General features: G+C 52.9%; 18 protein-coding genes, 1 other RNA gene and 1 pseudogene. 5 read left to right on the top strand and 15 right to left on the bottom strand.

The window, feature by feature from the left end; genetic code table 11:
- Positions 1-2: 2 nt before the first annotated feature.
- Positions 3-1,283: an N-acetylglucosamine-6-phosphate deacetylase gene (locus JS530_RS09450; protein WP_214376918.1), complete on the bottom strand. Its 1,281-nt coding sequence runs from the start codon at positions 1,281-1,283 to the stop codon at positions 3-5.
- Positions 1,284-1,384: 101 nt separating this feature from the next.
- A complete protein-coding gene (nagB, locus tag JS530_RS09455; protein ID WP_214376919.1) occupies positions 1,385-2,197 on the bottom strand; it encodes a glucosamine-6-phosphate deaminase in 813 nt (270 codons plus the stop codon).
- Positions 2,198-2,539: 342 nt separating this feature from the next.
- Between nagB and JS530_RS09460 the strand changes: the two genes are divergently transcribed.
- Positions 2,540-3,664, top strand: a complete 1,125-nt coding sequence (locus tag JS530_RS09460) for an ROK family protein (RefSeq protein WP_214376920.1) — start codon at positions 2,540-2,542, stop codon at positions 3,662-3,664.
- 49 nt (positions 3,665-3,713) lie between these two features.
- Here the strand turns inward: JS530_RS09460 and JS530_RS09465 are convergent, their stop codons facing one another.
- The gene (locus JS530_RS09465) at positions 3,714-4,646 is read right to left on the bottom strand and encodes an ROK family protein (protein WP_214376969.1); all 933 of its coding nucleotides are present in this window, start codon (positions 4,644-4,646) and stop codon (positions 3,714-3,716) included.
- A 271-nt stretch (positions 4,647-4,917) separates the two neighbouring features.
- Between JS530_RS09465 and JS530_RS09470 the strand changes: the two genes are divergently transcribed.
- The 4 genes from JS530_RS09470 (at position 4,918) to ssrA (ending at position 9,121) form a co-directional block, all read left to right on the top strand.
- Positions 4,918-6,132 carry an ROK family transcriptional regulator gene (locus tag JS530_RS09470; RefSeq protein WP_214376921.1) on the top strand — a complete coding sequence of 405 codons (1,215 nt, stop codon included), beginning with the start codon at positions 4,918-4,920 and terminating at the stop codon, positions 6,130-6,132.
- A gap of 80 nt (positions 6,133-6,212) precedes the next feature.
- Complete coding sequence (locus JS530_RS09475) at positions 6,213-7,109, top strand: carbohydrate kinase family protein (protein WP_214376922.1); 897 nt, start codon at positions 6,213-6,215, stop codon at positions 7,107-7,109.
- A gap of 206 nt (positions 7,110-7,315) precedes the next feature.
- A complete protein-coding gene (locus JS530_RS09480) occupies positions 7,316-8,548 on the top strand; it encodes an MFS transporter (protein ID WP_214376923.1) in 1,233 nt (410 codons plus the stop codon).
- A 176-nt stretch (positions 8,549-8,724) separates the two neighbouring features.
- Positions 8,725-9,121, top strand: a transfer-messenger RNA (tmRNA) gene (gene ssrA / locus JS530_RS09485).
- Positions 9,122-9,191: 70 nt separating this feature from the next.
- Here ssrA and JS530_RS09490 read toward each other — a convergent pair.
- The 12 genes and pseudogenes from JS530_RS09490 to JS530_RS09545 form a co-directional block, all read right to left on the bottom strand.
- Positions 9,192-9,335: a tyrosine-type recombinase/integrase gene (locus JS530_RS09490; protein ID WP_425350869.1), complete on the bottom strand. Its 144-nt coding sequence runs from the start codon at positions 9,333-9,335 to the stop codon at positions 9,192-9,194.
- 200 nt (positions 9,336-9,535) lie between these two features.
- Complete coding sequence (locus tag JS530_RS09495; protein ID WP_214376924.1) at positions 9,536-10,774, bottom strand: Fic family protein; 1,239 nt, start codon at positions 10,772-10,774, stop codon at positions 9,536-9,538.
- Positions 10,775-11,122: 348 nt separating this feature from the next.
- Positions 11,123-11,914, bottom strand: coding sequence for an acyltransferase family protein (locus JS530_RS10845; protein WP_281067698.1), 792 nt, complete (start codon positions 11,912-11,914; stop codon positions 11,123-11,125).
- Positions 11,910-12,281 (bottom strand): annotated as a pseudogene (locus JS530_RS11125) (acyltransferase family protein); the annotation flags it as partial. The gene JS530_RS10845 and the pseudogene JS530_RS11125, both read right to left, overlap by 5 nt.
- A gap of 34 nt (positions 12,282-12,315) precedes the next feature.
- Positions 12,316-13,716, bottom strand: coding sequence for an O-antigen polymerase (locus tag JS530_RS09510; RefSeq protein ID WP_214376927.1), 1,401 nt, complete (start codon positions 13,714-13,716; stop codon positions 12,316-12,318).
- A gap of 44 nt (positions 13,717-13,760) precedes the next feature.
- On the bottom strand, positions 13,761-14,615 hold the full coding sequence (locus tag JS530_RS09515) for a LicD family protein (RefSeq protein WP_214376928.1): 855 nt from the start codon (positions 14,613-14,615) through the stop codon (positions 13,761-13,763).
- A complete protein-coding gene (locus JS530_RS09520; RefSeq protein ID WP_214376929.1) occupies positions 14,612-15,922 on the bottom strand; it encodes an oligosaccharide flippase family protein in 1,311 nt (436 codons plus the stop codon). The genes JS530_RS09515 and JS530_RS09520 overlap by 4 nt, the downstream gene beginning before the upstream one ends.
- Entirely contained in the window at positions 15,886-16,944 is a 1,059-nt protein-coding gene (locus JS530_RS09525; RefSeq protein ID WP_214376930.1) for an NAD-dependent epimerase/dehydratase family protein, read from the bottom strand. Before JS530_RS09525 ends, JS530_RS09520 begins: the two co-directional genes overlap by 37 nt.
- On the bottom strand, positions 16,920-17,645 hold the full coding sequence (locus JS530_RS09530; protein ID WP_214376931.1) for an IspD/TarI family cytidylyltransferase: 726 nt from the start codon (positions 17,643-17,645) through the stop codon (positions 16,920-16,922). The genes JS530_RS09525 and JS530_RS09530 overlap by 25 nt, the downstream gene beginning before the upstream one ends.
- A 68-nt stretch (positions 17,646-17,713) precedes the next feature.
- A complete protein-coding gene (locus tag JS530_RS09535; protein ID WP_214376932.1) occupies positions 17,714-18,853 on the bottom strand; it encodes a glycosyltransferase in 1,140 nt (379 codons plus the stop codon).
- Positions 18,837-19,646 carry a DUF4422 domain-containing protein gene (locus JS530_RS09540; protein ID WP_214376933.1) on the bottom strand — a complete coding sequence of 270 codons (810 nt, stop codon included), beginning with the start codon at positions 19,644-19,646 and terminating at the stop codon, positions 18,837-18,839. The genes JS530_RS09535 and JS530_RS09540 overlap by 17 nt, the downstream gene beginning before the upstream one ends.
- 5 nt (positions 19,647-19,651) lie before the next feature.
- Positions 19,652-21,490 carry a DUF4012 domain-containing protein gene (locus JS530_RS09545; RefSeq protein WP_214376934.1) on the bottom strand — a complete coding sequence of 613 codons (1,839 nt, stop codon included), beginning with the start codon at positions 21,488-21,490 and terminating at the stop codon, positions 19,652-19,654.
- Positions 21,491-21,533: the final 43 nt, after the last annotated feature.

Consider the following 21,533-nt stretch of genomic DNA (forward strand, 5'->3'; position numbering starts at 1 on the left):
CATTACTTGATGCTGCGGCCCGCGCACCAGACGCGCTCGACCGTCCAGCTTGCTGGGTCAATGAGGTTGATGTCAGCGGCAAAGCCCGGGGCAAGCAAACCGATAGGCGCACCAGTCACATCGTTCGGCTTATCGAATCCGAATGCCTTAGCCGGCGTTAATGTGGCGGCTTCCACTGCAGCCACCGGGCTGATGCCAAGCTCGTTCACTGCTCGGCTCACAGCGACTTCCAACAGCAGCGTCGATCCGGCGATGGCACCATTGGAGACCAGCCGCGCATGGCCGTCGACTACATTCACATCCAATGCGCCAAGCTTGTAGGCACCATCAGGGCAATCGGTGGCGGCCATGGCATCGGTGACGAATGCGATGCGATGCGGCGCGAATCCGAATCCCAGCTTGACCATCGGGTTCTGCACGTGGAAACCATCGTTGATTAGCTCGATGGTGACGCGCGGGTCTTCCACAGCTGCTGGAATCGGACCCGGCTCACGATGATGCAATCCGTTCATTGCGTTGAACATATGCGTCATGATGCCCGCACCGGCATCGAATCCAGCCTTGGCGGTCTCATAATCGGCATCGCAATGACCCACTGCCGGCACGACGCCGGCTGCCGCGAACTGACGAATCGCGCTCAGCCCGTGCGGTAATTCAGGCGCGATGGTGATCTGCCGAATGCATCCGCGCTTGCCATGTTTCGAATCGGCGCCGGAAGCTTCGAGCATTGCATCAACGATTTCGGGCACCGGATCCTTGAGGCACTGCGGATCGTGCGCGCCCTTGCGTGCCAGTGCCAGGAACGGTCCCTCCAAATGGCAGCCGAGAATATCCGGTCGGCCAGAGGCCATTTTGTCCGCCACCGTACGGATGTTGCGGCAGATCACGTCGAGCGGATTGGTGATCAGCGACAGCACTTGACGCGTGGTGCCATGCACCGCATGCCCGGCACGCGCCACATCGATGCCATCCGAACCGTCATCGAAGCTGTGCTCCCATGCACCATGCGCATGAATGTCCACATAGCCAGGGGCGATGATTCGTCCGCGGGCATCCACTACCGCTTCGCCTTCCGAATCAATGCCCACTGCCGCGCAAGCCCTAGCAAATGACTGCTCATCGGTGCCGGCCGCCACGATAACGCCATCGGCATCGGCAACAATCCAGTACCCGGACTGTTCGCCGCGCGCATCCACCTTGCGCGCGTGGTGAATCGCCACCGGTGACGGCTTGCCTTCCAACGCTGCGGTTACGCGCGATACGATCTGTTGCCTATCAGCCATGTACGTTCTCCCTCGAATCATCCTTATCGATTCATTGATTCACTACTGCGATAAATAATATGGCTCCCCTCAATTCGGGGAGCCTGAAATCCAGCAGCCGATCAGATGCCCTGCCAAGCTGGCTTGTGCGTGTAGGCGTAACGGTAGTAATCCTTATGACGCAGACGGCTTGCGGCCTCCTCGTCCACGATGATAGTGGCATGCGGATGCATTTGCAGCGCGGAAGCCGGGCAGAATGCGGACACGCCGCCTTCCACGGTCTCCTCAATGGCCTCGGCCTTACCGGCACCGAATGCCAGCAGCACCAGATGACGAGCCTTCATGATGGTGCCAATGCCCTGGGTGATGCAGTGAGTCGGCACCTGATTGATGTCGTTATCGAAGAAGCGAGCATTGTCGATACGGGTCTGCTCGGCCAGCGTCTTCACTCGGGTGCCGGAGGCAAGCGAGGAACCCGGCTCATTGAAGCCCACGTGACCGTCCGTACCGATGCCCAAGATCTGCACGTCGATGCCACCGGCGGCTTCAATGGCCGCATCATAGGCCGGACCGGCGGAGGCGATCTTCTCACCATCCTCAAGCGGGGTACCGTTGAGCACATCGCCGGGTACATGGACCTTCGCCGGATCGAGGCCGAGCGGTTCAACCACGGTGCGGTGAATGGTCGCATGGTAGGACTCTGGGTGGGTCAGCGGCAGGCCGATGTACTCGTCCAAGGCGAATCCCTGAACCTGGGATACGTCGATGGATTCTTCCTTGACTATGCGGGCAAGCGAGCGGTATGCCGCCAAAGGACTGGAACCGGTGGCCAAGCCAAGCACCGCGTTGGGCTTGGCTTTGATAAGGTCGGCCACACAACGGCCGTAGATGTCGCCAGCTTCAGCCTCATTCTTCACAATGATGATCTCAGGCATTGCACTTTCCTTCGTCCTCAGCCTGCTTGCGCAGGTTATTCGTTCTGATTTCGCCATCGCATGCGAGTGGGCAACGTTGAGCTCGCATCGCAATGTGCCGCACGGTGATATGCATCGTTACACACACACCGCCCTGCTATTTGTTAAGGATAATTACAATTACGGACTTATGCGACTATTGCGTTTTGCGAGCCCCAACAAATCAACGCTGCGCTACACTGGATATATCGTTAGTGAAGTATCATAACAGATTCAACGATGAACAGACTTCACCGCACGAAACAGCTACAGTAGGCACGGGCACCGCTCCGGACCACATGTTCATCCAGATAGGAGCAAGGAATGTCACTCTTCGGAGCAGCGTTACCGTCACGCACGCGTTCGACCAAATCCTCCCCCGCCGATGTGCGGCGCAACAACCGACAGCTTATCTTCTCGCTGCTGTTCCCCACCAACCAGTATTCACGCGCCGACCTGGGTCGACTCACCGGCCTCAGCCGCGTGGCGGTCTCTGATGTGGTCGGACAGATGCTCGATGAGGGTCTCCTGCGCGAAACCGGCCAAGCGCCCAGCGGCGGCAAAGGCAAACGTGGCACATTGCTGAGCATCGACATCGATCGCCTTAACATCATCAGCCTTGACTTGACCCAGGATCACATGCTGCACGGTGCTGTGACCAATCTGTTGGGACAGGCATTGCGGCACGCGGAAATCACCCTCGGCGCAGACGATCGGGTATCGATGGAGATGATCAGCGAGCTTATCGAAAAGATGATGGGCATGACCGAAGGCACCGTCATCGGCATTGGCATCGCCTCCCCCGGTGTGGTCGACGGCGGCGTGGTCAAGCGATCCACATGGCTCGACTGGCACGATATGGATCTTGCCACACCACTGCAGGAACGGTATGGCATCAACGTCACTGTCACCAACGATGCCACCGCCGCGATGCTCACCGAACGGTTCTTCGGGCAGGGCGACCGCAATATGATTTTCATCCGCATCGAAAGCGGCATCGGCTCAGCCGTGCTCATCAACGACATGCCGGTCAAAGGTGAGATGCATGCAGCCGGCGAAATCGGCCATATTTCCATCGACCTGAACGGACCGCAGTGCCCGTGCGGCAAGCGCGGATGCTTGGAGACCACGATTTCCGGGAGCGCTCTGCGCAAACAACTTGCCGGAGCCAGCGAGAATGAACGGAAGAACATACTCAGCACAGCCGGCAAGCATCTCGGCCAGGCGCTTTCCATGCCGGTCGGCTTGCTGGATATGGCGGATGTGTGCGTGTACGGTCAGCCTGACATCATCAACACCACATTCATCGATGCGGCGCAGGCGTATCTTGACGCCAGCACCGCATCGACATTCCACAAGCACACTACGATTCGCCGTTGTGAGTGCGGGCCCGACATCACTGTGCAGGGCGAGGCGATTGCCGTATTGGTGCATTACCTCAGCCAGTGATCGCCTCTCCCGCAGCCGTTATTGCAGCAGGTCAGCAATGATTTCGCAGTCACACGGCGAGCGCGGCTCCGATGGCGCCTACTGGCTGGTCAAGCGGAGCGAGGCGCAACCGCGAAGGCAAATCGAGCGACTCAAGGAATCGGCACTGCGCTTCCCGGCGACGTAGTTCAGCGGTAATCACCTGCACCAACGGCTCACCGGTTTTCGCCATGCCACCGCCGAGGATAATCACCGCAGGATCCACGGACTGCGCCACGATTTGGATGGTGTCTCCAATGGCACGCACCACCATATCCAGAACATCCACGGCTTTGGCTTCACGACGCTTGGCACGTCGAATCAAATCAGGCATGGCGGGATTAGCCGAAGGCCACAAGCGTGCCACCGAGGCGCCGGAACACACCGTTTCCAGGCATCCATACTGACCGCATGGGCACTTGAACCGATGCGGTTCCACCGGGATATGCCCTACTTCTCCCGCAGCGCCACTGGCACCGTGGAGCAGAACGCCATCCTGCACCAAGCCCGCGGCTAAACCAGTGCCGAAATTCAAAAAAGCGACGGTTCCGGGAAGCACCGACGAGCCGCCAAGCGCTGCGGCCGCGCCTAAAGCGGCTGCATTAACATCGTTCTCAACATGAGCATGCACGCCGGTTCTCTCGGCTACCAAGGGGCCCATGTCGAGCGAAGTCACCTCCAGATTGACGATGTTGTCAACATGGCCGGAAACATGATTCACCTGACCGGGCGTGCCGATGCCCAGAGCCTCGACCTGCGTGAAATCATCCTCACAGACACGACTTGCCACGGTGACGATATCATCGATGACCGCCTCATTACCGTGCCGCGCGGGAATACGGGCGCTGCGAATCACCCGATTGCCCTCTGCGAGCAGCACCGCTTCGATCTTCGTGCCGCCCACGTCGACACCGATGCGGTATGAGCCGCCGTGAAGCTCAGATTCCTGCGATTGTATTGCCATAACGTCCTCCTCAGGTTCACCGTTGAACCGAATCGTTGAGTCGATTGCCATTGCTTGCCCTTCCAGTGTGCAATCCACTATTGACAACTTTCTTAACAAATAGAATCAGGCCTTGTCGAACGGCACCAGGGCAACGCTTCAGGTCATTACGCGACACGCCGAAACTGGGTTGATTGCGTGAATCAATTAACGACGTTAATATATTAATCAAGTTCAGATTCAAGGACGAGCGGACGTGGACACTCGCAACGAGGCAGGACAAGGAGGACTCATGGCACTTGACGCCAAGCAAGCTACTTCACAAGCCAGCGTTTCCGAATCCAACCGCTCTCGTATTCTTCAGCACCTGTACCACCACGGCATCAGCTCCCGTGCACAAATCGCCAAGGCATTGGATCTGACCCCGGCAGCAATCACCAAGATTACCGCCCGCCTTATCGAGACCGGAGTCATCGAGGAAACCGGCGACATTGAAGGTTCCAAGAACCGTCGCTCCATCGGCCTCGAACTGGACACCACCCGATTCCATATCATCGGCGTGAAGTTCGCCCGTTCGCTGGTGCAAATCGGCGTCTTTGACCTGTGCGGCAACGCACTCAACCTCGAGACGCTGCCCACCGTGTACGACAACACCATCGACGACACCATCGTGCTGATTCACCAGCGCCTGAACCAGCTGCTCGACCAAGACAAGACCATTGTGGCCATCGGCATGGCAGTGCCTGGCCCCTACCTGCGCAACGAAGGCCGCACCGCCGTGGTCTCCAGCATGCAGGGTTGGCGCCGCATCAACTTCATCAACGAATTCGCCACCGCCTTCCGCGTTCCCCTGTTCATCGAACAGGATGCCCGCGCAGGCGCACTGGCCCACTACCTGTTTGACCCAGCCGTACACACCAGCGACAATCTCGCCTACTACCTCGTCGGCGAAGGAGTTGGCCTCGGTGTCATCGAGAACGGTCGTCTTATCAACGGCTATCTCGGTGCCGCCACGGAAATCGGCCACATCTCAGTGGACGTCAACGGACGCCCCTGCGACTGCGGCAACATCGGCTGTCTCGAACGCTACTGCTCCACCCCGGCCATCCATGACATGCTCATCGAAGATGGCGTGCTGGTCCCGGGTGCCGCAGACATGACCCACACCGTTGCCACGCGCGCCCTGTTCAGCAAGGCTCAAGAAGGCAATGAGCAGGCCATCGCCATGGTACGCAGCATCGCTCGCTATGTGGGTTACGGATGCGTCACCATTTTCAACGGCTTTAATCCCAAGCACATCATCATCGGCGACATCGTGTCCGAAGCCGGACCGATGTTCCTTGACGAGGTGCTCAGCACGGTGGAGGAACGGTCCATCCCGGAAATCTACAACACCACATCCATCACACTGTCCACGTTGTCGGCAGATGCCGCCGTTTCCGGCGCCGCGGCCGTGGCGGTCACACAATTTTTGGGACACCCCTCGGTGTTCTTCGATGTCTCCTGACTCGCATGAATCAAGAACATCAGCTGCGAAGTTTCCAAACGGAACAAGCACAACGAAAAGATCAAGGAAAGGAAACCATCATGACTAACCCGATCGTCCTGAGCCTCGGTGAGCTGCTGTGGGATATGCTGCCCGGTGGCAAGCGTGCCGGTGGTGCTCCGGTGAACTTCGCCTACCATGCGATGAAGAATGGTGCCGAAGGCTGGGCTATCAGCGCCGTCGGCGAGGACGAGCTCGGTGATGAGCTGGTCGCCAAGGCCGATGAAGCCGGCATCAACACCGTCATTCAGCGCAATGCATGGCCGACCTCCACCGTGGAAGTCGCTCTGAAGAACGGCATCCCGGAGTACACCATCGTCAAGGGCGTCGCCTGGGATCACATCCTGTACACCCGCCAGCTCATCGACGTGGTCTCCAAGGCCGACGCCATCTGCTTCGGCACCCTGGCCCTGCGCTCCCCCGAAACCCACGCCACCATCATGGAGCTCCTGAAGCACACCAAGCCGGGTGCCATGAAGTTCTTCGACATCAACCTGCGTGGCGACCACTACTCCAAGGAACTCATCGAAGAGCTGCTCAAGGCCGCAACCGTCTTCAAGATCAACGACGAAGAGCTGCTGCTCCTGCGCGACATGTTCGACATCCGCGGCACCTCCGGTGAAGACGCTTGCCGTTGGTTCCTCGACGAGTTCGACCTGGACTACGTGATCCTGACCGCAGGCTCCGCCTACTCCACCGTGATCTCCCGCCGCGGCGAGTCCTCCACCCTGGACACCCCGCACGTCGAAGTCGTGGACACCGTCGGCGCTGGCGACTCCTTCTCCGGCACCTTCACCGCACGCACCCTGCTGGGCGACTCCCTGGCGGACGCTCACCGCAAGGCCGTCAACACCGCCGCCTTCGTGTGCACCCAGGCTGGCGCTTGGCCGGACTACCCGACCGAGATGCCTGACTACCTCGCCGAAGCCGGCAAGTGACACTGCGTTTCAGCTCAGTGTTGTCTGAGTTGAAACCCTCTCCTTTCCTTCCGTAAAGGGCACAGCTCACGCCGGACAAAGAAGTCCGGGATTCCACAAGAAACACCGTATCCCCGGCGTGAGCTGTACCTGAACGCGGGAACCATAACTGAATATCAACCAACCATTCATTGTCTCATTGCAGTTAAGAAAAAGGGAATTCAATAATGAGCAACGAAACCACTAAGACCGGCAACGCCGGATTCGCCAAGATCCTGCCGGTGATGTTCGCCTTCTTCGTCATGGGCTTCGTCGACCTGGTCGGCACCGCGACGAACTACGTCAAGGGCGAGTTCGCACTGGCCGACGGCACCGCCAACCTGTTCACCACCATGGTGTTCTTCTGGTTCCTGATCTTCTCCGTGCCCACCGGCATGCTGATGAACAAGATCGGCCGTCGCAAGACCGTGCTGTGGTCCATCCTCGTGACCCTCGTGGCCATGGCCCTGCCGATTATCGCCTACGTGGCACTCTCCGGCACTCCGCGCCTGGTCCTCATCGTCATCTCCTTCGCCTTCCTCGGCATCGGCAACACCTTGATGCAGGTCTCCCTGAACCCGCTGCTGACCGTGTTCGTCAAGGGCGATAAGCTCGCTTCCACTCTGACCACCGGCCAGTTCGTCAAGGCTTTCGCATCCCTGTTCGCCCCGTACATCGCCATCTGGGGCGCCACCAAGCTCGGCATGTGGTGGATTCTGTTCGTGATCTACTTCGTCATCGGCATCATCGGCTACGTGCTGCTCGCCTTCGACAAGATTGAAGAACCCGCTCCGGATGCCGGTACCACCACCATCGGCCGCTGCTTCAAGCTCCTGTTCTCCGACGGCATCGTCTTCCTGTGCTTCCTCGGCATCGTGGCTCACGTGGGTGTGGACGTTGGTATCAACGCTCAGGCTCCGCGAATCCTGACCGAGCACACCGGCAACCAGTTCACTGAAATCGCTGCCACCGCCACCATGGTCTACTTCATCGCTCGTATGATCGGCTGCTTCACCGGTGGTATCGTGCTGCAGAAGATCTCCAACAAGGTCGGCCTGCGCATCTGCGGTGTGATCATGACTGCATCCGCCGTCTGCTTCGCCATCTTCTCCCTGGTGCAGGATAACCCGCCGGTCTGGCTGTTCTGGGTCGCTGTCGCCCTGGTCGGCTTCGGTAACTCCAACGTGTTCTCCCTGTTCCTGTCCCACGCTCTCATGTACCGTCCGGATCGTCAGAACGAAATCTCCGGCCTTATGCTCATGGGCCTCATCGGTGGCGCTATCTTCCCGCCGATCATGGGTGTGGCCGCTGACGCTGCCGGCCAGTTCGGTGGCATCCTCGTGATGGCCGTCGGCTGCCTGTACGTGCTGGTCATGGGCTTTGCCTACAAGGTGCTCGAAGGCAAGAAGGCTGAGGCCTGATAGCCGCTGCGGCATCTCCTATTAAGACGAGCCTGCGTGATCTTCCCCTTCGGATCACGCAGGCTTTTTCATATCTCTGTGAGCTGATACGCGGTGTTAATTTGCATTCCAGCCAGCAAAGGGATATATTGAAAAGTCCGGCCGAAAAGAGCCGGAAGAGTTTGATAACTCAATATGGGGGCGATCGGTTTCGACGGTGACCTGTTCGCTGCAGGGAAGCGTGCCGAGAACGTCGGGTCCACTCGTGGATGACCCCGACAAAAGAATAAGTGCTAAATCTAACCGCACTGAGTTCGCTCTCGCTGCCTGAGCTTCGCGCCAGGATTAACCAGTGAGCAGCCGCTCCGTTCACTCCTCCTCGTCTTTGGGAGGATGCTGAGCGTCGTTAAGAAGACTTGCTGATGCAGTTGAGCCTCAGGGCTGCATCGGGACTTTAACTGCGGATATGCTCGCCATCGGTTGTCTGCGACACAGATGGGGGCAGAAAAACCGCCGCACGGCCAGCAGACTACGCACGTAGAAGACTGTGGGCTCGGTCATCGGACCGGGGTTCAATTCCCCGCGCCTCCACTCTCGAAAGGCCGCATAATCATTAGATTATGCGGCCTTTACTGTATCTTCTGCCCACATTTTTGCCCACACTTTATTTCAGCAGCAGTTCGTTCATGGCCTTGCCCACCATGTCCAGATCATCGTCGAACAGGTCGGCGTACACGTCGAGCGTCACGGCGACGAAGCTGCGCCCGAGCTGGTTCTGCACGGCCTTCACGTTCGCGCCGGCATGCACATGAGGCTCGCCGCCGTATGCCGCAGTGTGTTTTTAGACAAGTTGGTTTTTCGTGTTTCGTCACTTTTCCAAGTTTCGGCGTTTGGGGCGTGCCGGCCGCGTTGGTTGGTTGTTATTGGCTGTCGGCTTTGCCGGATGGGATGTTGGTAGCATTACCCGGCATTGCCTCGTTGACGTTGGTAGCGTTGGCGAGACATTTTTTATTGCAGGAATTGGTCGCGAGCCTTTTCCGACAGTGAATAACGTATCGGCCGTTTGCCGTATTCCTGCAGGAGGTCGAGGGCGAGAAGCCCCTTGACTGCCGTCATGAGCTTCGTGCTTCCCACTTCGAGCCACATGGAGAGTCCCCTGCGGGAGACCGGATGCGGGTCGTTGTCAAACAATTCGACCTGCAGCAGGTAGAACAGGATGTCCTTCTGGTTCTCGGTCAGGTGGTTCTTCCCCGCGTATTCGCCGAGTCTGTTATCGGCCGCCGTCAGTGTGTTCCATTTGTTCCCCAGGTCGGCGATGATGTTTTTCTGCGCCGTGATGATGAACTTCACCATCCGGTAGCAGAACAGGGAAACGTCGGAGCAGTTCAGCGGGAATTGGGCGTCATCGAACGCCTTGTAGTACTGGCCTTTGGCGTCAGCTATGACCGGGCTGAGGGATATGGCGGTGGGGACGCTCAGATGCTTGCTCAACTGCAATGCCAGAAGGAAGCGACCCGTCCTGCCGTTGCCGTCGTAGAACGGGTGGATGTATTCAAAGGCGTAATGGCACATCACGGCCCGGAGCACCGGTGGTATACCCGTGTTGGCGAGCAGGGCAATCCATCTGGTGAGCTGCACCTGGATTTCCGATTCAGGGTATGCGCCGTCGTGGAGCTTGCGGCCGTTGCCGTCGTCCCATACGGAGACGGTGCCTTTCCTGAACAGTATGCCGTCCGGCTTGTCCTTGTTGGATATCTCTCCGTCCGTGACCTGATCGTAGATGGCTCTGATGTCCTTGAGCTCCTGAGGAAGTTCCAATCGTTTGCCTTCCTCGCCGGACAATCCGAGGAACAGCTTCGCAAATTCGGTCAGTCGTTTGTGAGGGCCTTCGCTCGCGGCCGATTCCAGCGCGTCGGCTATCTCCTTGCGTGTGGTGTGTACTCCTTCGATGGTGTTGGTGCTTTGCACCTCGGCTCCGATGAGGTCGAACAGGTAGGCGCGTTTCGCGAGGTTCGGCAGCCCATCCCATAGTGATTCCACGCTGCCTTCGAGTTCCCTCACGGTGTCGAGCGCGGTGCTGAGTTCTCTGAAACACACGGCGAACATCTCGTGTCCGTCGAACGTGATTCCGGAACGGAACGTGGACCATCCGTTGATTCGCATCTCGTATTCGCGTTGAGCCAGTTCGGTGGGCTTCTGCGTGGATTGGGACATGCTGATGGTCTGCCTGATGCTTTTATAGTCCATTCCTCTATCACCTCGTTTCACCTCGTATCGATGTTTTGAAATACAAATATACCCTTCTATATGTTGAAAATTCCGAAAATCAGCATATAGAAGAACGGAATCGATGAGTAACAACCATAAAACAAAAGAAATCGGATCATAGAGTCGCCTCATTCTCCATGGCGTATGCATTCGTAGCCTTTTCGATCTGGACGGTAAGACCGAGCTCGCAGGCGATGAGATACGCGTCACCGTCGTAGAGTCGTTCGGCCACCGCGTATTCGATGGAGTTGACGAGCCGTAAGGCGATTTGGGTGCAGGTGAGGCGTTCAGTTCCGTCTCATACACCGTATGAGACGGAGCCAACCTCTATTTCATTAGCAATAGATATCTAGCGATGATTCGATTCTTGGAGAGCAGCCATACTATAGCCAAAGATGACACAAAGCTTACGGCAAAATAAGCGAGATACAACAGCCAACCATGCAAGGGGATGATCTGCACCTTATTGAGAACGCTCATAATAGGTAGGTGGATGGCATACAAGCCAAACGAATATCGCGCCACGACATTCACCGCATGTTTGACAGGCTGCGATAACACTGCTTTTGCCAAGATACGTATAACCACACCAAATACCGCAATTGATGCGAGAATGATAGTCAGGAAGCATAGCCCTGGCTCAAACGGGTCTCCCTGAACATTGCAGTAATATGCCGAAACAACAAGTAGCGCTACGCAACAGACAACAAGACCACTCAATAGCACTGCGTTTCCTCGCATAAGACGATCACGATATTCATGGAACGCCCATCCAGCAACCAGATAAAGCACGAATGTGAAATCACCAGTCATCACCAGGAAGGAAAACTTAGGGATATACGTGAATGCGTTTCCACTAAGAGCCAACATTTTATGCACGGTTGGAATAAGCGAATATAAGCAAAGAATGCCTGCCGAAATATAAATAAGGTATTTCATCATGTGATTACGCTTGCACCATTGCAGCATCACAGCAAGTAACGGCAAAGTAAGGTATACTCCAACAATTGCTTGCAGATACCACATATGTCCCATGGGCACACGACCAAGGAATAACGCGGATTTTAACCAACCGGTAAAACCTACATTCGTTGTACAGGTTGTAATGTACCACTGCAGTTAATGCATTCCATATTTCAAAAGCAATAAGCAGAGGAAGCACATTTCGCCGCAGAAACCTATGCATATATTCTTTCGTGTATTCACGATGGAGCAGAAGATAACCAGTGATCATGATAAACAACGGGACACCCAGTGTGGAAAGCCCCACAATGGCAGACGCCAACAGCTGACTAGCGGAAACCAACCCGGGATCCGCTCCATTGGCCAAAGGCACAGCATACCGCAATGAGTGCAAAGATAAGACAAGCAGTATCGCCAAACATCTCAATACATCGATGGCGGGATCACGGCGCCCCGATCCGGCAGGATCATTTATTGTTACGGACCCATTCTTAAGCTTCCCCTGCATAGCTGTTTCCTTCATCAATAGAACAATAGATTACCGAAATAAAAGACAATTATTCTGAGTTACGGCTACTATGCCTTTCGATGACCATTTTGCAACGGGAAATTAATTGCTTCATTACCGGATTTGTTAGCCAATACGAAAGCGCTACCAGCAAAATAAGGTTAAGAATCATATTGCTTGAAATCATTCGACTAAATATGAATTCTTCTCGAACTAAATCAATAAGATAAGCATAGATAAGCGAGAACAAGAGAAGCAACGTGGTTGACTTATATTTCTTCACCAAAAGATAAAGTCCGCAGAACACTATTCCTTGGAGTAAGCCAAATATAAGCACACCAGCATAACCAAAATCGTAGAAATACCTGAAAAAACACGTAGGAACATTAGAGCTATGCCCGCCAAGATTGACCCAGAATGCCGAGTATCCAGGAAGGTAATCTATGATTCCAACTTTGTAGAGGAGAAGACTAATACCATAAAAAGTCAAGCTCCCTGGGGCATCAATCTTGACATCACCGGAAATTCCGGTCTGCAAAGTCGGTATTCCAGCGCCAAAGTAAAAACTAATGTATTCAATGATTCCATGGGATCCTGCCCTTCCTAGGACAACACCACTGAGATAGAACAAGGCAAACGCAATAATTCCAAGTGGAATCAAAACCAGCGCATACCGCAACGACACTTTTGCAGCATTATCGGTCCGCATGCAATCAACGATGAATGATACGATGAGTGCTGCCATAGCGAAACGCATGACCCAGCTGCGGTATCCACCACTTAAAATAAAAGTACATGACAAAACAAGGACGATAGTTGGTAAAAGTACATTTCTCACGAAGGTCTTCTTTGTCGGATGACTTTTTACACCTATGGTCAGCATACCGGCACCAATGAAACCACTAACAATCGCCAGTTTTTCAAACTGCTTGGTAATTACACTATATCCTTCACCAACTCGCACATTCGACGTTGAATAATAAGTGGCATATTGATGGTGAACCTGCTTTGCAATAACCAAATAATTAGAATCAGTTATACCCATAGCCCGCCCAAGGCGATATGTGTCCGCTACGAATAGACCCAAAGCAACCAGTAATAAAACTATTAAAACAATCCACTTCCAAGTGGCAATCCCCTGCTTCCATTCAAAAACATCCTGAGCATCATTGTCACCACGATTGGAGGCTCCAACGGACGAGTACGGTAACCGCTGCACAATAATACCGCCTATGACGAATACTGAGCAGCCTAGACTGATTATGAAGAAACCATCACTCTTCAACTGCACTGTATTCCAAGTGAACATGCCAATCATGGCCAGCACGGTCACTACGGAAAACATTGCTGGCATAATTGTGATTGGAGCAAGCAGCTCCTTACCTCCTACGAGGAATGCAACAACGGTGAGACACAGCAATACCGCTAATAAGAGTATGTAATAGAGCATGTTTCTTTCCTTAATCGGTCAAATCGATGATGGGTATATACCCTTTAAACAGGTTCAGTCGTTCTATACACCTTTAAATCGTGAGTAATCCGATGCTCCATCGGAGGGAGCTTCATGTAATCTCCGTATATTCCTCCGAGATACTCGTCATATCCGGCAATACAACGAAACTGTTCCCCCTCAAACATGAGGAATATTTTATTGACAAATAAATTACGTTTAATACGCTCCCCAGCTCCATACTGCCCCAAGGTAACAGCGCCCACGTAAGGACTTAATGCATAACTGTTTTCCAGCCCAATTGACCTAAGTTTACGAGCAACAACATGTTGCAGCCCTATTTTTCGCACCAACCATCTAATAGGAGATTTCAACATGGTGCGAACCTTACCTTTCGGTGATTCTTCCGCCGAATATGCAAGGAATATAATTCTCTGATACCAGTGAACTCTTTTAAACAAATGCCTCACATTTCCCGCACGGACTCCATCAATAGGTAAAACATCAATCCAAATGAATGATGTACCCGCCTGATCATTAGTACGGTACTTTTGGTTTAGCAACTTCAATACTGGGGTTTCCTCAAAGGTAAGATCACCATAGGGAGACAGTACTAGCCCGGTTTCCGACTCAACGGAATCTTTCATCGCAATCAAGCGTTCATAATCGGGACGGGGCATTGCTACATCCACATCATCATCCCAAGGAATGAACCCATTATGACGTACTGTTCCGAGTAGTGTTCCTCCATACAAGGAATAATCAAGGCCATGAGAATCGCAGAAATCACGAAAAGCAATCAGCATATCCAGTTCGACATGATGAATTTCATCAAGGCTCAAACAATGTTTTTCGCTTACATCGTATTCTTTCATGGTGTTTAAAGTATCACCATTCATTTTTTCACCTTATCTTCCAAACCGTTTCTAGCTTTCATGCACTCGATAAATCGAAGCCCACATAGCGTCAATTCAGCCAATGAACGAATAACCGCAAAAGCCAATACTGACTCCACACGAGCACCAGCTAATATTCCCAACAATGCAATGTTGATTACACCGGAAATGACGGTAGTCATAGTCAACTCTTTAACTCTTCCGAGAGCACCTAGAATCGGCCATCCTAAAAGCAGTGAATAATAGGAAAATAGAAGCACAGGAGCAACGAAAACTATCACGATGGTTCCCTCGTTATAGGCATCACCACCAAGAATTTGAATGATCGGTCCTGAAAAAATACAAATGAAAATCGATAACAGCACGACGGCCGGCATCGAAATAATCGCTAGCTTCTTTGCGAAATGCCAGTCACGGGTGTTAACCATGTGAGGATAAAGGCTGTTGACCACAGGCATGTACAATGCCTGCACAGCCGCAACAACCGTCATTGCAAGAGACCAATAGGAAATTTGCGCCTTATCGACCAACACTGCACCAATGATCAGCGTAGCTAATCCATTAAATGACGTTGACGCAACATTGGAAAAGCAATAATACCCGGATATAGCAAGCTCTTTAAAGCAGGTTTTCGCATCGACCCATTCAATGCCTGTGTGGAACAGTCTGCGCCCAGCATTGAACGACCACACTAGGGCAATGATGCTGGCGGCAATATCCAGAACCGGTATCCACAACAGATCGGCAACAGAATGCACGACCACAAACGTCAGCAGTGTCGATACACCTTTCGACGCAAGATACCGAGTTGTAATCGGCCCCATTTGTTCTTTGCCCTGAAATAGAAAATCCGGTGCAAGAGCACGTCCACAAACGGCGACAAATGAGAGCAGCATATAGGCGAAGTTCTCACGTATTATCGGAATGAATAATCCGATAATCACACAACCGATTCCTGTCAATACACAAAGCAGCAGTCGCGCTTGCGTTATAGATCCGATAATACGGTTACATTCCCTGATATCCCGCGCTGTGGCGATTTCCTTAGTGCCAGAGAGATTAAACCCGAAATCGATGATGACCTGCGCAAAAGACATGTAGGAAAGCACATATGCATATACAGCGTATCCTTGTGGTTCCAGAACTCTGGTCAAATAAGGCAAAGTCACCAAAGGCAACAGGTATTTCACTAGTTGAAGACCATATTGCCAAATAGCGTTACGGAAAAAACCCATGTGCTTCGCGTATACGAGACGGAAACGGCTCAATGATTTCATTCCCCGCCCACCACAGCCTCTCCATGAAGCCATCGGAAGGTTTCCCTGACACCTTGTTCAATGGTGTATTGCGGCGACCAGCCAAGACCTCGAAGCTTATAGTCATCGAGACTTGATGCACGGACAGCTCCGGATTCAGAAGCCTCTGCAGGAACCCTCAAGTTAACTCCGCCAGCACGAGCGATTACTCCAGCGAAATCACGGAGAGCGACATCATTCCCCGCATTACTGACATTGTATGCTTCACCGGCTTTTCCATTGCTCACAATAGCCAGAAGTGCGGTGACGCAATCATCAATGTATGTGAACGTTCGCTGTTGCATGCCACTACTGCGCAGCACGATATCGCAATTATTAAACGCATCCACAAAAAATGTAGCGGCAAGCCTACTATCATCAGGCTTAAAGCCGGGTCCAAATATGTGCGCTGGACGAGCGATACGCACATCTACGCCATATTGTTCCCGATAGCATGCACAATACGTTTCAGCCGCACGTTTTGCCGATGGGTAGCAGGACCGCGGTGAAAGTGTGTCCACAAAACCAGCTTCATTTTCCTTCATCAAATGAGGCGCATCCACAAAACCGTATACTTCGCCGCTGGAAATATACAGCAAGATTCCATTCTCCTGATTCTTCACATAATCCAGAGCATTCGATACACCTCGTATGTTTGCATCCATCACGCCCACCGGATCATTGGAGAATGCAGAAGGACCAGCTGGAGAAGCTGCATCAATAACAACATCACAATGCAAGTCCGAATTCAGAGGCTTTGTCACATCGCATTGCAGCGTAGACACACCTTCCAACTCATCGAACAAAGCATTCAGCCGACCGAGATTGCGTCCTGAAGCACACACGCTGACATTGAGTTTCATGTTTGTACGCAGTGATGCCAAACAACGAACAATAGCAGCGCCAATTAATCCGGAAGCACCCAGTACAAGGACGCGTTTCCCGTCCCACCATTCTGCATCGACTACGCCATTCGCAGCACTATCAGGCAACGAACCAACGGCTATATTTGTCAACGTACCCCACCCTTCAACCATGAAGAACGTTCAGCATGCAATAAAGCCTTAAATAAATCGATATCTTCAACCGTGGTGAGTTTCAGATTCCGTTCCGATCCATGCGAGATAAAGACTTCACGCCCCAGCTCAATCGCCAGCGTGCATGACGCAACAGAGTTCGTAATGCCTCGTTCGGCGGCTTCCCGATGCATGTCCAACAGGGTCTGCAAAGGGAATCCCTGCGGAGTCTGCGTACGCATAATGATATTGCGATCCACAATCTCACCGCATGACTCATGGTCATCCGTTTTGAGCAAAGCCTCAACACTTGGAATACACGTAATCGCGGATCCGTGTAGTTGCGTGGTTCGGATGCAATCCGTAATTACGTCGCGCGAAACCATCGGACGAATTCCATCATGAACCAATACCAAATCAGACGGTTCGAATTGCTCGGCAATCGCATCAATACCACGCTTAATCGAATCCTGCCCGTTATGACCACCAGTCACTACGGCACGCAGTTTCGTAATGCCAAATTGCTTTGCATATGTGTCGAGGATACGTTCCCAGCCATCAATGCATACCACCACGATCGCATCAATCATCGGATGATTTTGGAACGCCTCACACGTATACATAATCACAGGCTTATCCTCAACATTGAGGAATTGCTTGGGAATGTCCTGCCCCATACGGGCACCTTTACCGCCAGCGATAATTAGCGCAATATTAGCCATGCCCTTTTCCTTTCTTGGAAGTATGAATCAACAAATAAAGAAGTCACCGAGATAAACAACACGTCGCCTCATCTGGATTTCGAGTAGGCCTCCTGGTAGAGATGCATAAGCCGATTAGCTGTCTTTTTTGATCCATATCCGGCTAAATCAACTAGCTCATCGCCCTGATACCGATGATGTGACATTTTGAGTACAGACTTCGCCCATTCAGACGCATCGTCCAGAGGAAGCTGTTTTTCAATGGTTCCTTCAATCCCGATTTTCGGGGTCTCGATGGAGCGGATGCACGGGAGACCGGCACACATGGCTTCGATACAGGTCATGCCAAAGCCATCGAACGTGCTGGGCATGGTGAATACGTCAAGCGCCCAATAGTAGGGTGCCGGAGTATTGGTTGGCCCAGGCATGATCAGCGCATCTGCTACACCATGTTTTTCAGCATATTGCTTGGTTTCCTCCGCCATAGGGCCATCACCGACCAACAGCAGTTTCGCATGTGCATCCTTGGCAAGCAGATCAGCCAAAATGTCTACCTGAAACAACGGATTCTTGGCGGGCGCCAGGCGTCCCACCGCACCGAACAACAGCTCATCATCGGCAATATGGAGCATGCGCCGGGTCTCACGTCTCACGCCCTCATTAAAGCGAAAACGTTCGGTATCGATCCCATTCTTGATGATTTCGAACCGCTTATTGCCGAACAGATATTCGCCTGCGATTTGCGAGCATGCCAGACGTACCGTAGCGGAATCACCCCATAGCATACGGCCGAGCTTGTGGGCAATGGTTTTAATGCCACGCGACCCCTCGCCGAAATCGGAGTTATGAGAATGAACAATACGTACCGGGACGCCTTCCTGTTTGGCGATGTGCGCGTAGACGAAGCCCACACCATTCATGGTGTTGATATGCACCACGTCATAATCGCCGGCCTTGAGCAACCGTCGCCAAGCCCGGGTGCTTGCCTTAAAACGTGTAGCCAGACCAGGCTTCTCGTTGTGGAACACCGTATAGCGGTGTCCACCAAGACGCCTTATCTCAGCATCATGGGCATCGCTCCAATCATGCGTGCAGAAGATATCAAAAACAAAACGATCGGCGTCAAGATGCCGCACCGTGTTCATAACGAACTGTTCGATGCCGCCTAATCCCCAACCTTCGGAGTAATAGAGAATCTTGACATGGCCAGGCTCAGAAGCTTTTGTCATAAGTCCTCCCGCCAAACTTGGCCATAAGAAAGCCCATGCCCTTCTTCCACCAGTTCACTGGTTCGGGGCTCACCACAGGAAGCTCTGCGTACGAGTAACCATTTGTCTCCAACCACGGATCAAGCAAACGCTCGCTCACGCGACCCAGGTACCGAGCATGAAAGGCATCATACTGAGCTGGATCCAGACGGCGTTCCAGCTCGAATAGAATCGGAAACATCCATGAGCAATATTCATCAAATTTCTGAGCGCTCATGATGAACATGTTGAAAATATGCGCGCCGCGAGCCTGCATCAGATCATCCCAAGCAAGCACATACTCAGGGGCAAGTTCCATCAGTACCTCGCGGCATTTATCGAACTGCACGGCATGGAATGTGTGTGCGTAATGCGAATAAACGGTTTCGATGTAATAATCACGCCGTTTCGCCACAAGAATGTCATGGTTCTCCAAAAGCCTGCTGACCTCAGAGGAACCGATTACACGATCGAACCGGTCATGCGTGGTTATACGCTGCCATCGGTTCAACGTGGCGAAATGTCTCCGGTAATGCACTAAGCCCTTATAGTCGGCTTGGCTGTTTTTCCACATCCAATACAAACCAGTGAGTTCCGAATAATAACCGTTACGATCGGAGATATTGTCTCCAGTATCATCACCGGTCATGTCCGCGCATACCTCAGGATGCAAGGCCGCTCCCACGTGCAGTGGCAGATACATGGGATCCGTTGGCATACGGTATGGCTTATGTGTGGCCACTGCCACACAAATGCTTTTTTCTGGGACCTTCATGGAAATCACTTCCCCTCATACACGGTATCGACATCGCGAATCATCGGGGTCTGATCGAACTTAAGAGAGGCTGCACCTGGAGCAGTCGTTACGTCAAAGTCCAAAGTGACTGAACTGGCCGGTTCAATAACGATGCGACCGTTGTACGCCATGCGATCCTTGCGCTGCACGGTCTCGAATTGATCACCATTCGAAGTGGCGATGTTCGAGATGGATCCTCCGACCGGCGCATACAAAGCAACAGCATTGTGTGCCGCTCCCCCAGTTTCCATCACAATGTATGTAGCCAATGAACCGACCTGTGAATATGGCAACGTATTCGTAAAGGTAACCTGAACATGGTATTGCGCTGAACCATCTTCCGCTGTACCCGTTTTCGTTACCACGGTCTTACGGTCAATGTAATAGTCAATCTTCGTGGCCTTCGTATCATTGAGATACATGCCGACCACAGGCTTCTTTGCATCGGAGGTAACTTCGCCGCTCACTCCCATGTCACGTAACGCCCGCTGATCCTCCTTATGGAAGGACCAGAAATACAGATGACGTTTCTCAGCCATCTTCATCATGGTCTTTGCCATCTTCAGCATGGATTTCGCATCCATCTTCGAGAACATATTGTGAACCGTCTGGGAAGCCGTCAACGCAAAATATGCATCCTGCTGTTCCACAGGCACTTCCTGATAGACCCCGTTAAGCAGAAATGCCGCGGCATTCGTTCCATCGAGTACGCGTCCATCTGGCATGGTCACACTTCCGGTAACACCCATAAGCGCCTGTAATGCAACCGGATCCATGGACATCACGCCATCCGATTCACCACCGAAGGACTCCTGCTTCCAGTTCTCGGCCATGTACTGTGCCAGCTGCGGGAAATCAGGAATCATCGTGTAATCGTTCGTGATATGCCCCGGCCAAATGCTGTCATACAACTCCGCATCACCTTGTTGTACATACTGATCGACATTGACGGTATGGAACTCCTTGTTTGAATGGAAGTCGCCCACCGTAATCTTGCCATTCTCAGCATGGACGGAACCAACGGAACCGATCAGGCCACCGGTAGAACGAATCTCGGAATTGGTCTGGGCAATAAGCACATAGTTTCTGGCACCATTCGATCCGATAAATGGCGGCAGCATGTTGATGACACCCGTAAGCTGGTTGAGCTTGCCGGAAAGATTGGAAAACTGTGTCTTTCCCTTGCTTAACGCTGTTTGAATCTGACCGATGTGAGCGTCCGGCAGGTTCTCGATACGCTTCGACTGTGCCTTTACTTGATTATTTGCCTTCGTTATGCGATTCGCGGCAGTGATAATCGGCTTAGTATTGAGCTGCCCATCATCACTTTTCAGATCGGCGTTCATCAAGTCCTTCACCGTGGTATTCAGCAACGGCAAAGTCTGATGGGAAAAGTCATCGAGCACATCCACAGCCACGCGCACCGACTTGATGTCGGAACCGTATACCGGCACTTTCTCGGCCATATCCCATTGCCAACCGCTCAAATCGGACTTTGCCGCCGAAGCCTCGGCCTGCACGGTGTTCACAATGGGGTCAAGCTTCGTCACTGTTGTCGTCAGATCGCCGTCTTTGACGGTTTTCACCGTGTCAATTACCGTATTCAGATGAGCCTTCGCGCTCATGGCCTGTCGATACATGGAATAGCCCAGTGCGCCCAAAGCTGCACACAACGTCAAGACCACGACAAGTACAATCCAAGGCCACACATGATGCTTTTTCGGCAAAGCAACAGCGGCATGATGCGCCGTCTTGCCGTTATGCTTGCCCGCATATTGTGAAGTGCCACCAGTTTTCTTGGAAGGCTTACCAAAAAACGCCATAGAGAGACCATTCCTTTCTTCAATGCATCATGCTCTGCTCATC

The organism is Bifidobacterium colobi, assembly GCF_018555455.1.
Classification (GTDB): Bacteria; Actinomycetota; Actinomycetes; order Actinomycetales; family Bifidobacteriaceae; genus Bifidobacterium; species Bifidobacterium colobi.

What these genes read in the sequence shown, in the direction of transcription:
- JS530_RS09450 (WP_214376918.1), bottom strand. Translation starts at nt 1,283, where the DNA reads ATGGCTGATAGGCAACAGATCGTATCGCGCGTAACCGCAGCGTTGGAA.
- nagB (WP_214376919.1), bottom strand. Translation starts at nt 2,197, where the DNA reads ATGCCTGAGATCATCATTGTGAAGAATGAGGCTGAAGCTGGCGACATC.
- JS530_RS09460 (WP_214376920.1), top strand. Translation starts at nt 2,540, where the DNA reads ATGTCACTCTTCGGAGCAGCGTTACCGTCACGCACGCGTTCGACCAAA.
- JS530_RS09465 (WP_214376969.1), bottom strand. Translation starts at nt 4,646, where the DNA reads ATGGCAATACAATCGCAGGAATCTGAGCTTCACGGCGGCTCATACCGC.
- JS530_RS09470 (WP_214376921.1), top strand. Translation starts at nt 4,918, where the DNA reads ATGGCACTTGACGCCAAGCAAGCTACTTCACAAGCCAGCGTTTCCGAA.
- JS530_RS09475 (WP_214376922.1), top strand. Translation starts at nt 6,213, where the DNA reads ATGACTAACCCGATCGTCCTGAGCCTCGGTGAGCTGCTGTGGGATATG.
- JS530_RS09480 (WP_214376923.1), top strand. Translation starts at nt 7,316, where the DNA reads ATGAGCAACGAAACCACTAAGACCGGCAACGCCGGATTCGCCAAGATC.
- JS530_RS09495 (WP_214376924.1), bottom strand. Translation starts at nt 10,774, where the DNA reads ATGGACTATAAAAGCATCAGGCAGACCATCAGCATGTCCCAATCCACG.
- JS530_RS09510 (WP_214376927.1), bottom strand. Translation starts at nt 13,716, where the DNA reads ATGCTCTATTACATACTCTTATTAGCGGTATTGCTGTGTCTCACCGTT.
- JS530_RS09515 (WP_214376928.1), bottom strand. Translation starts at nt 14,615, where the DNA reads ATGAATGGTGATACTTTAAACACCATGAAAGAATACGATGTAAGCGAA.
- JS530_RS09520 (WP_214376929.1), bottom strand. Translation starts at nt 15,922, where the DNA reads ATGGCTTCATGGAGAGGCTGTGGTGGGCGGGGAATGAAATCATTGAGC.
- JS530_RS09525 (WP_214376930.1), bottom strand. Translation starts at nt 16,944, where the DNA reads ATGGTTGAAGGGTGGGGTACGTTGACAAATATAGCCGTTGGTTCGTTG.
- JS530_RS09530 (WP_214376931.1), bottom strand. Translation starts at nt 17,645, where the DNA reads ATGGCTAATATTGCGCTAATTATCGCTGGCGGTAAAGGTGCCCGTATG.
- JS530_RS09535 (WP_214376932.1), bottom strand. Translation starts at nt 18,853, where the DNA reads ATGACAAAAGCTTCTGAGCCTGGCCATGTCAAGATTCTCTATTACTCC.
- JS530_RS09540 (WP_214376933.1), bottom strand. Translation starts at nt 19,646, where the DNA reads ATGAAGGTCCCAGAAAAAAGCATTTGTGTGGCAGTGGCCACACATAAG.
- JS530_RS09545 (WP_214376934.1), bottom strand. Translation starts at nt 21,490, where the DNA reads ATGGCGTTTTTTGGTAAGCCTTCCAAGAAAACTGGTGGCACTTCACAA.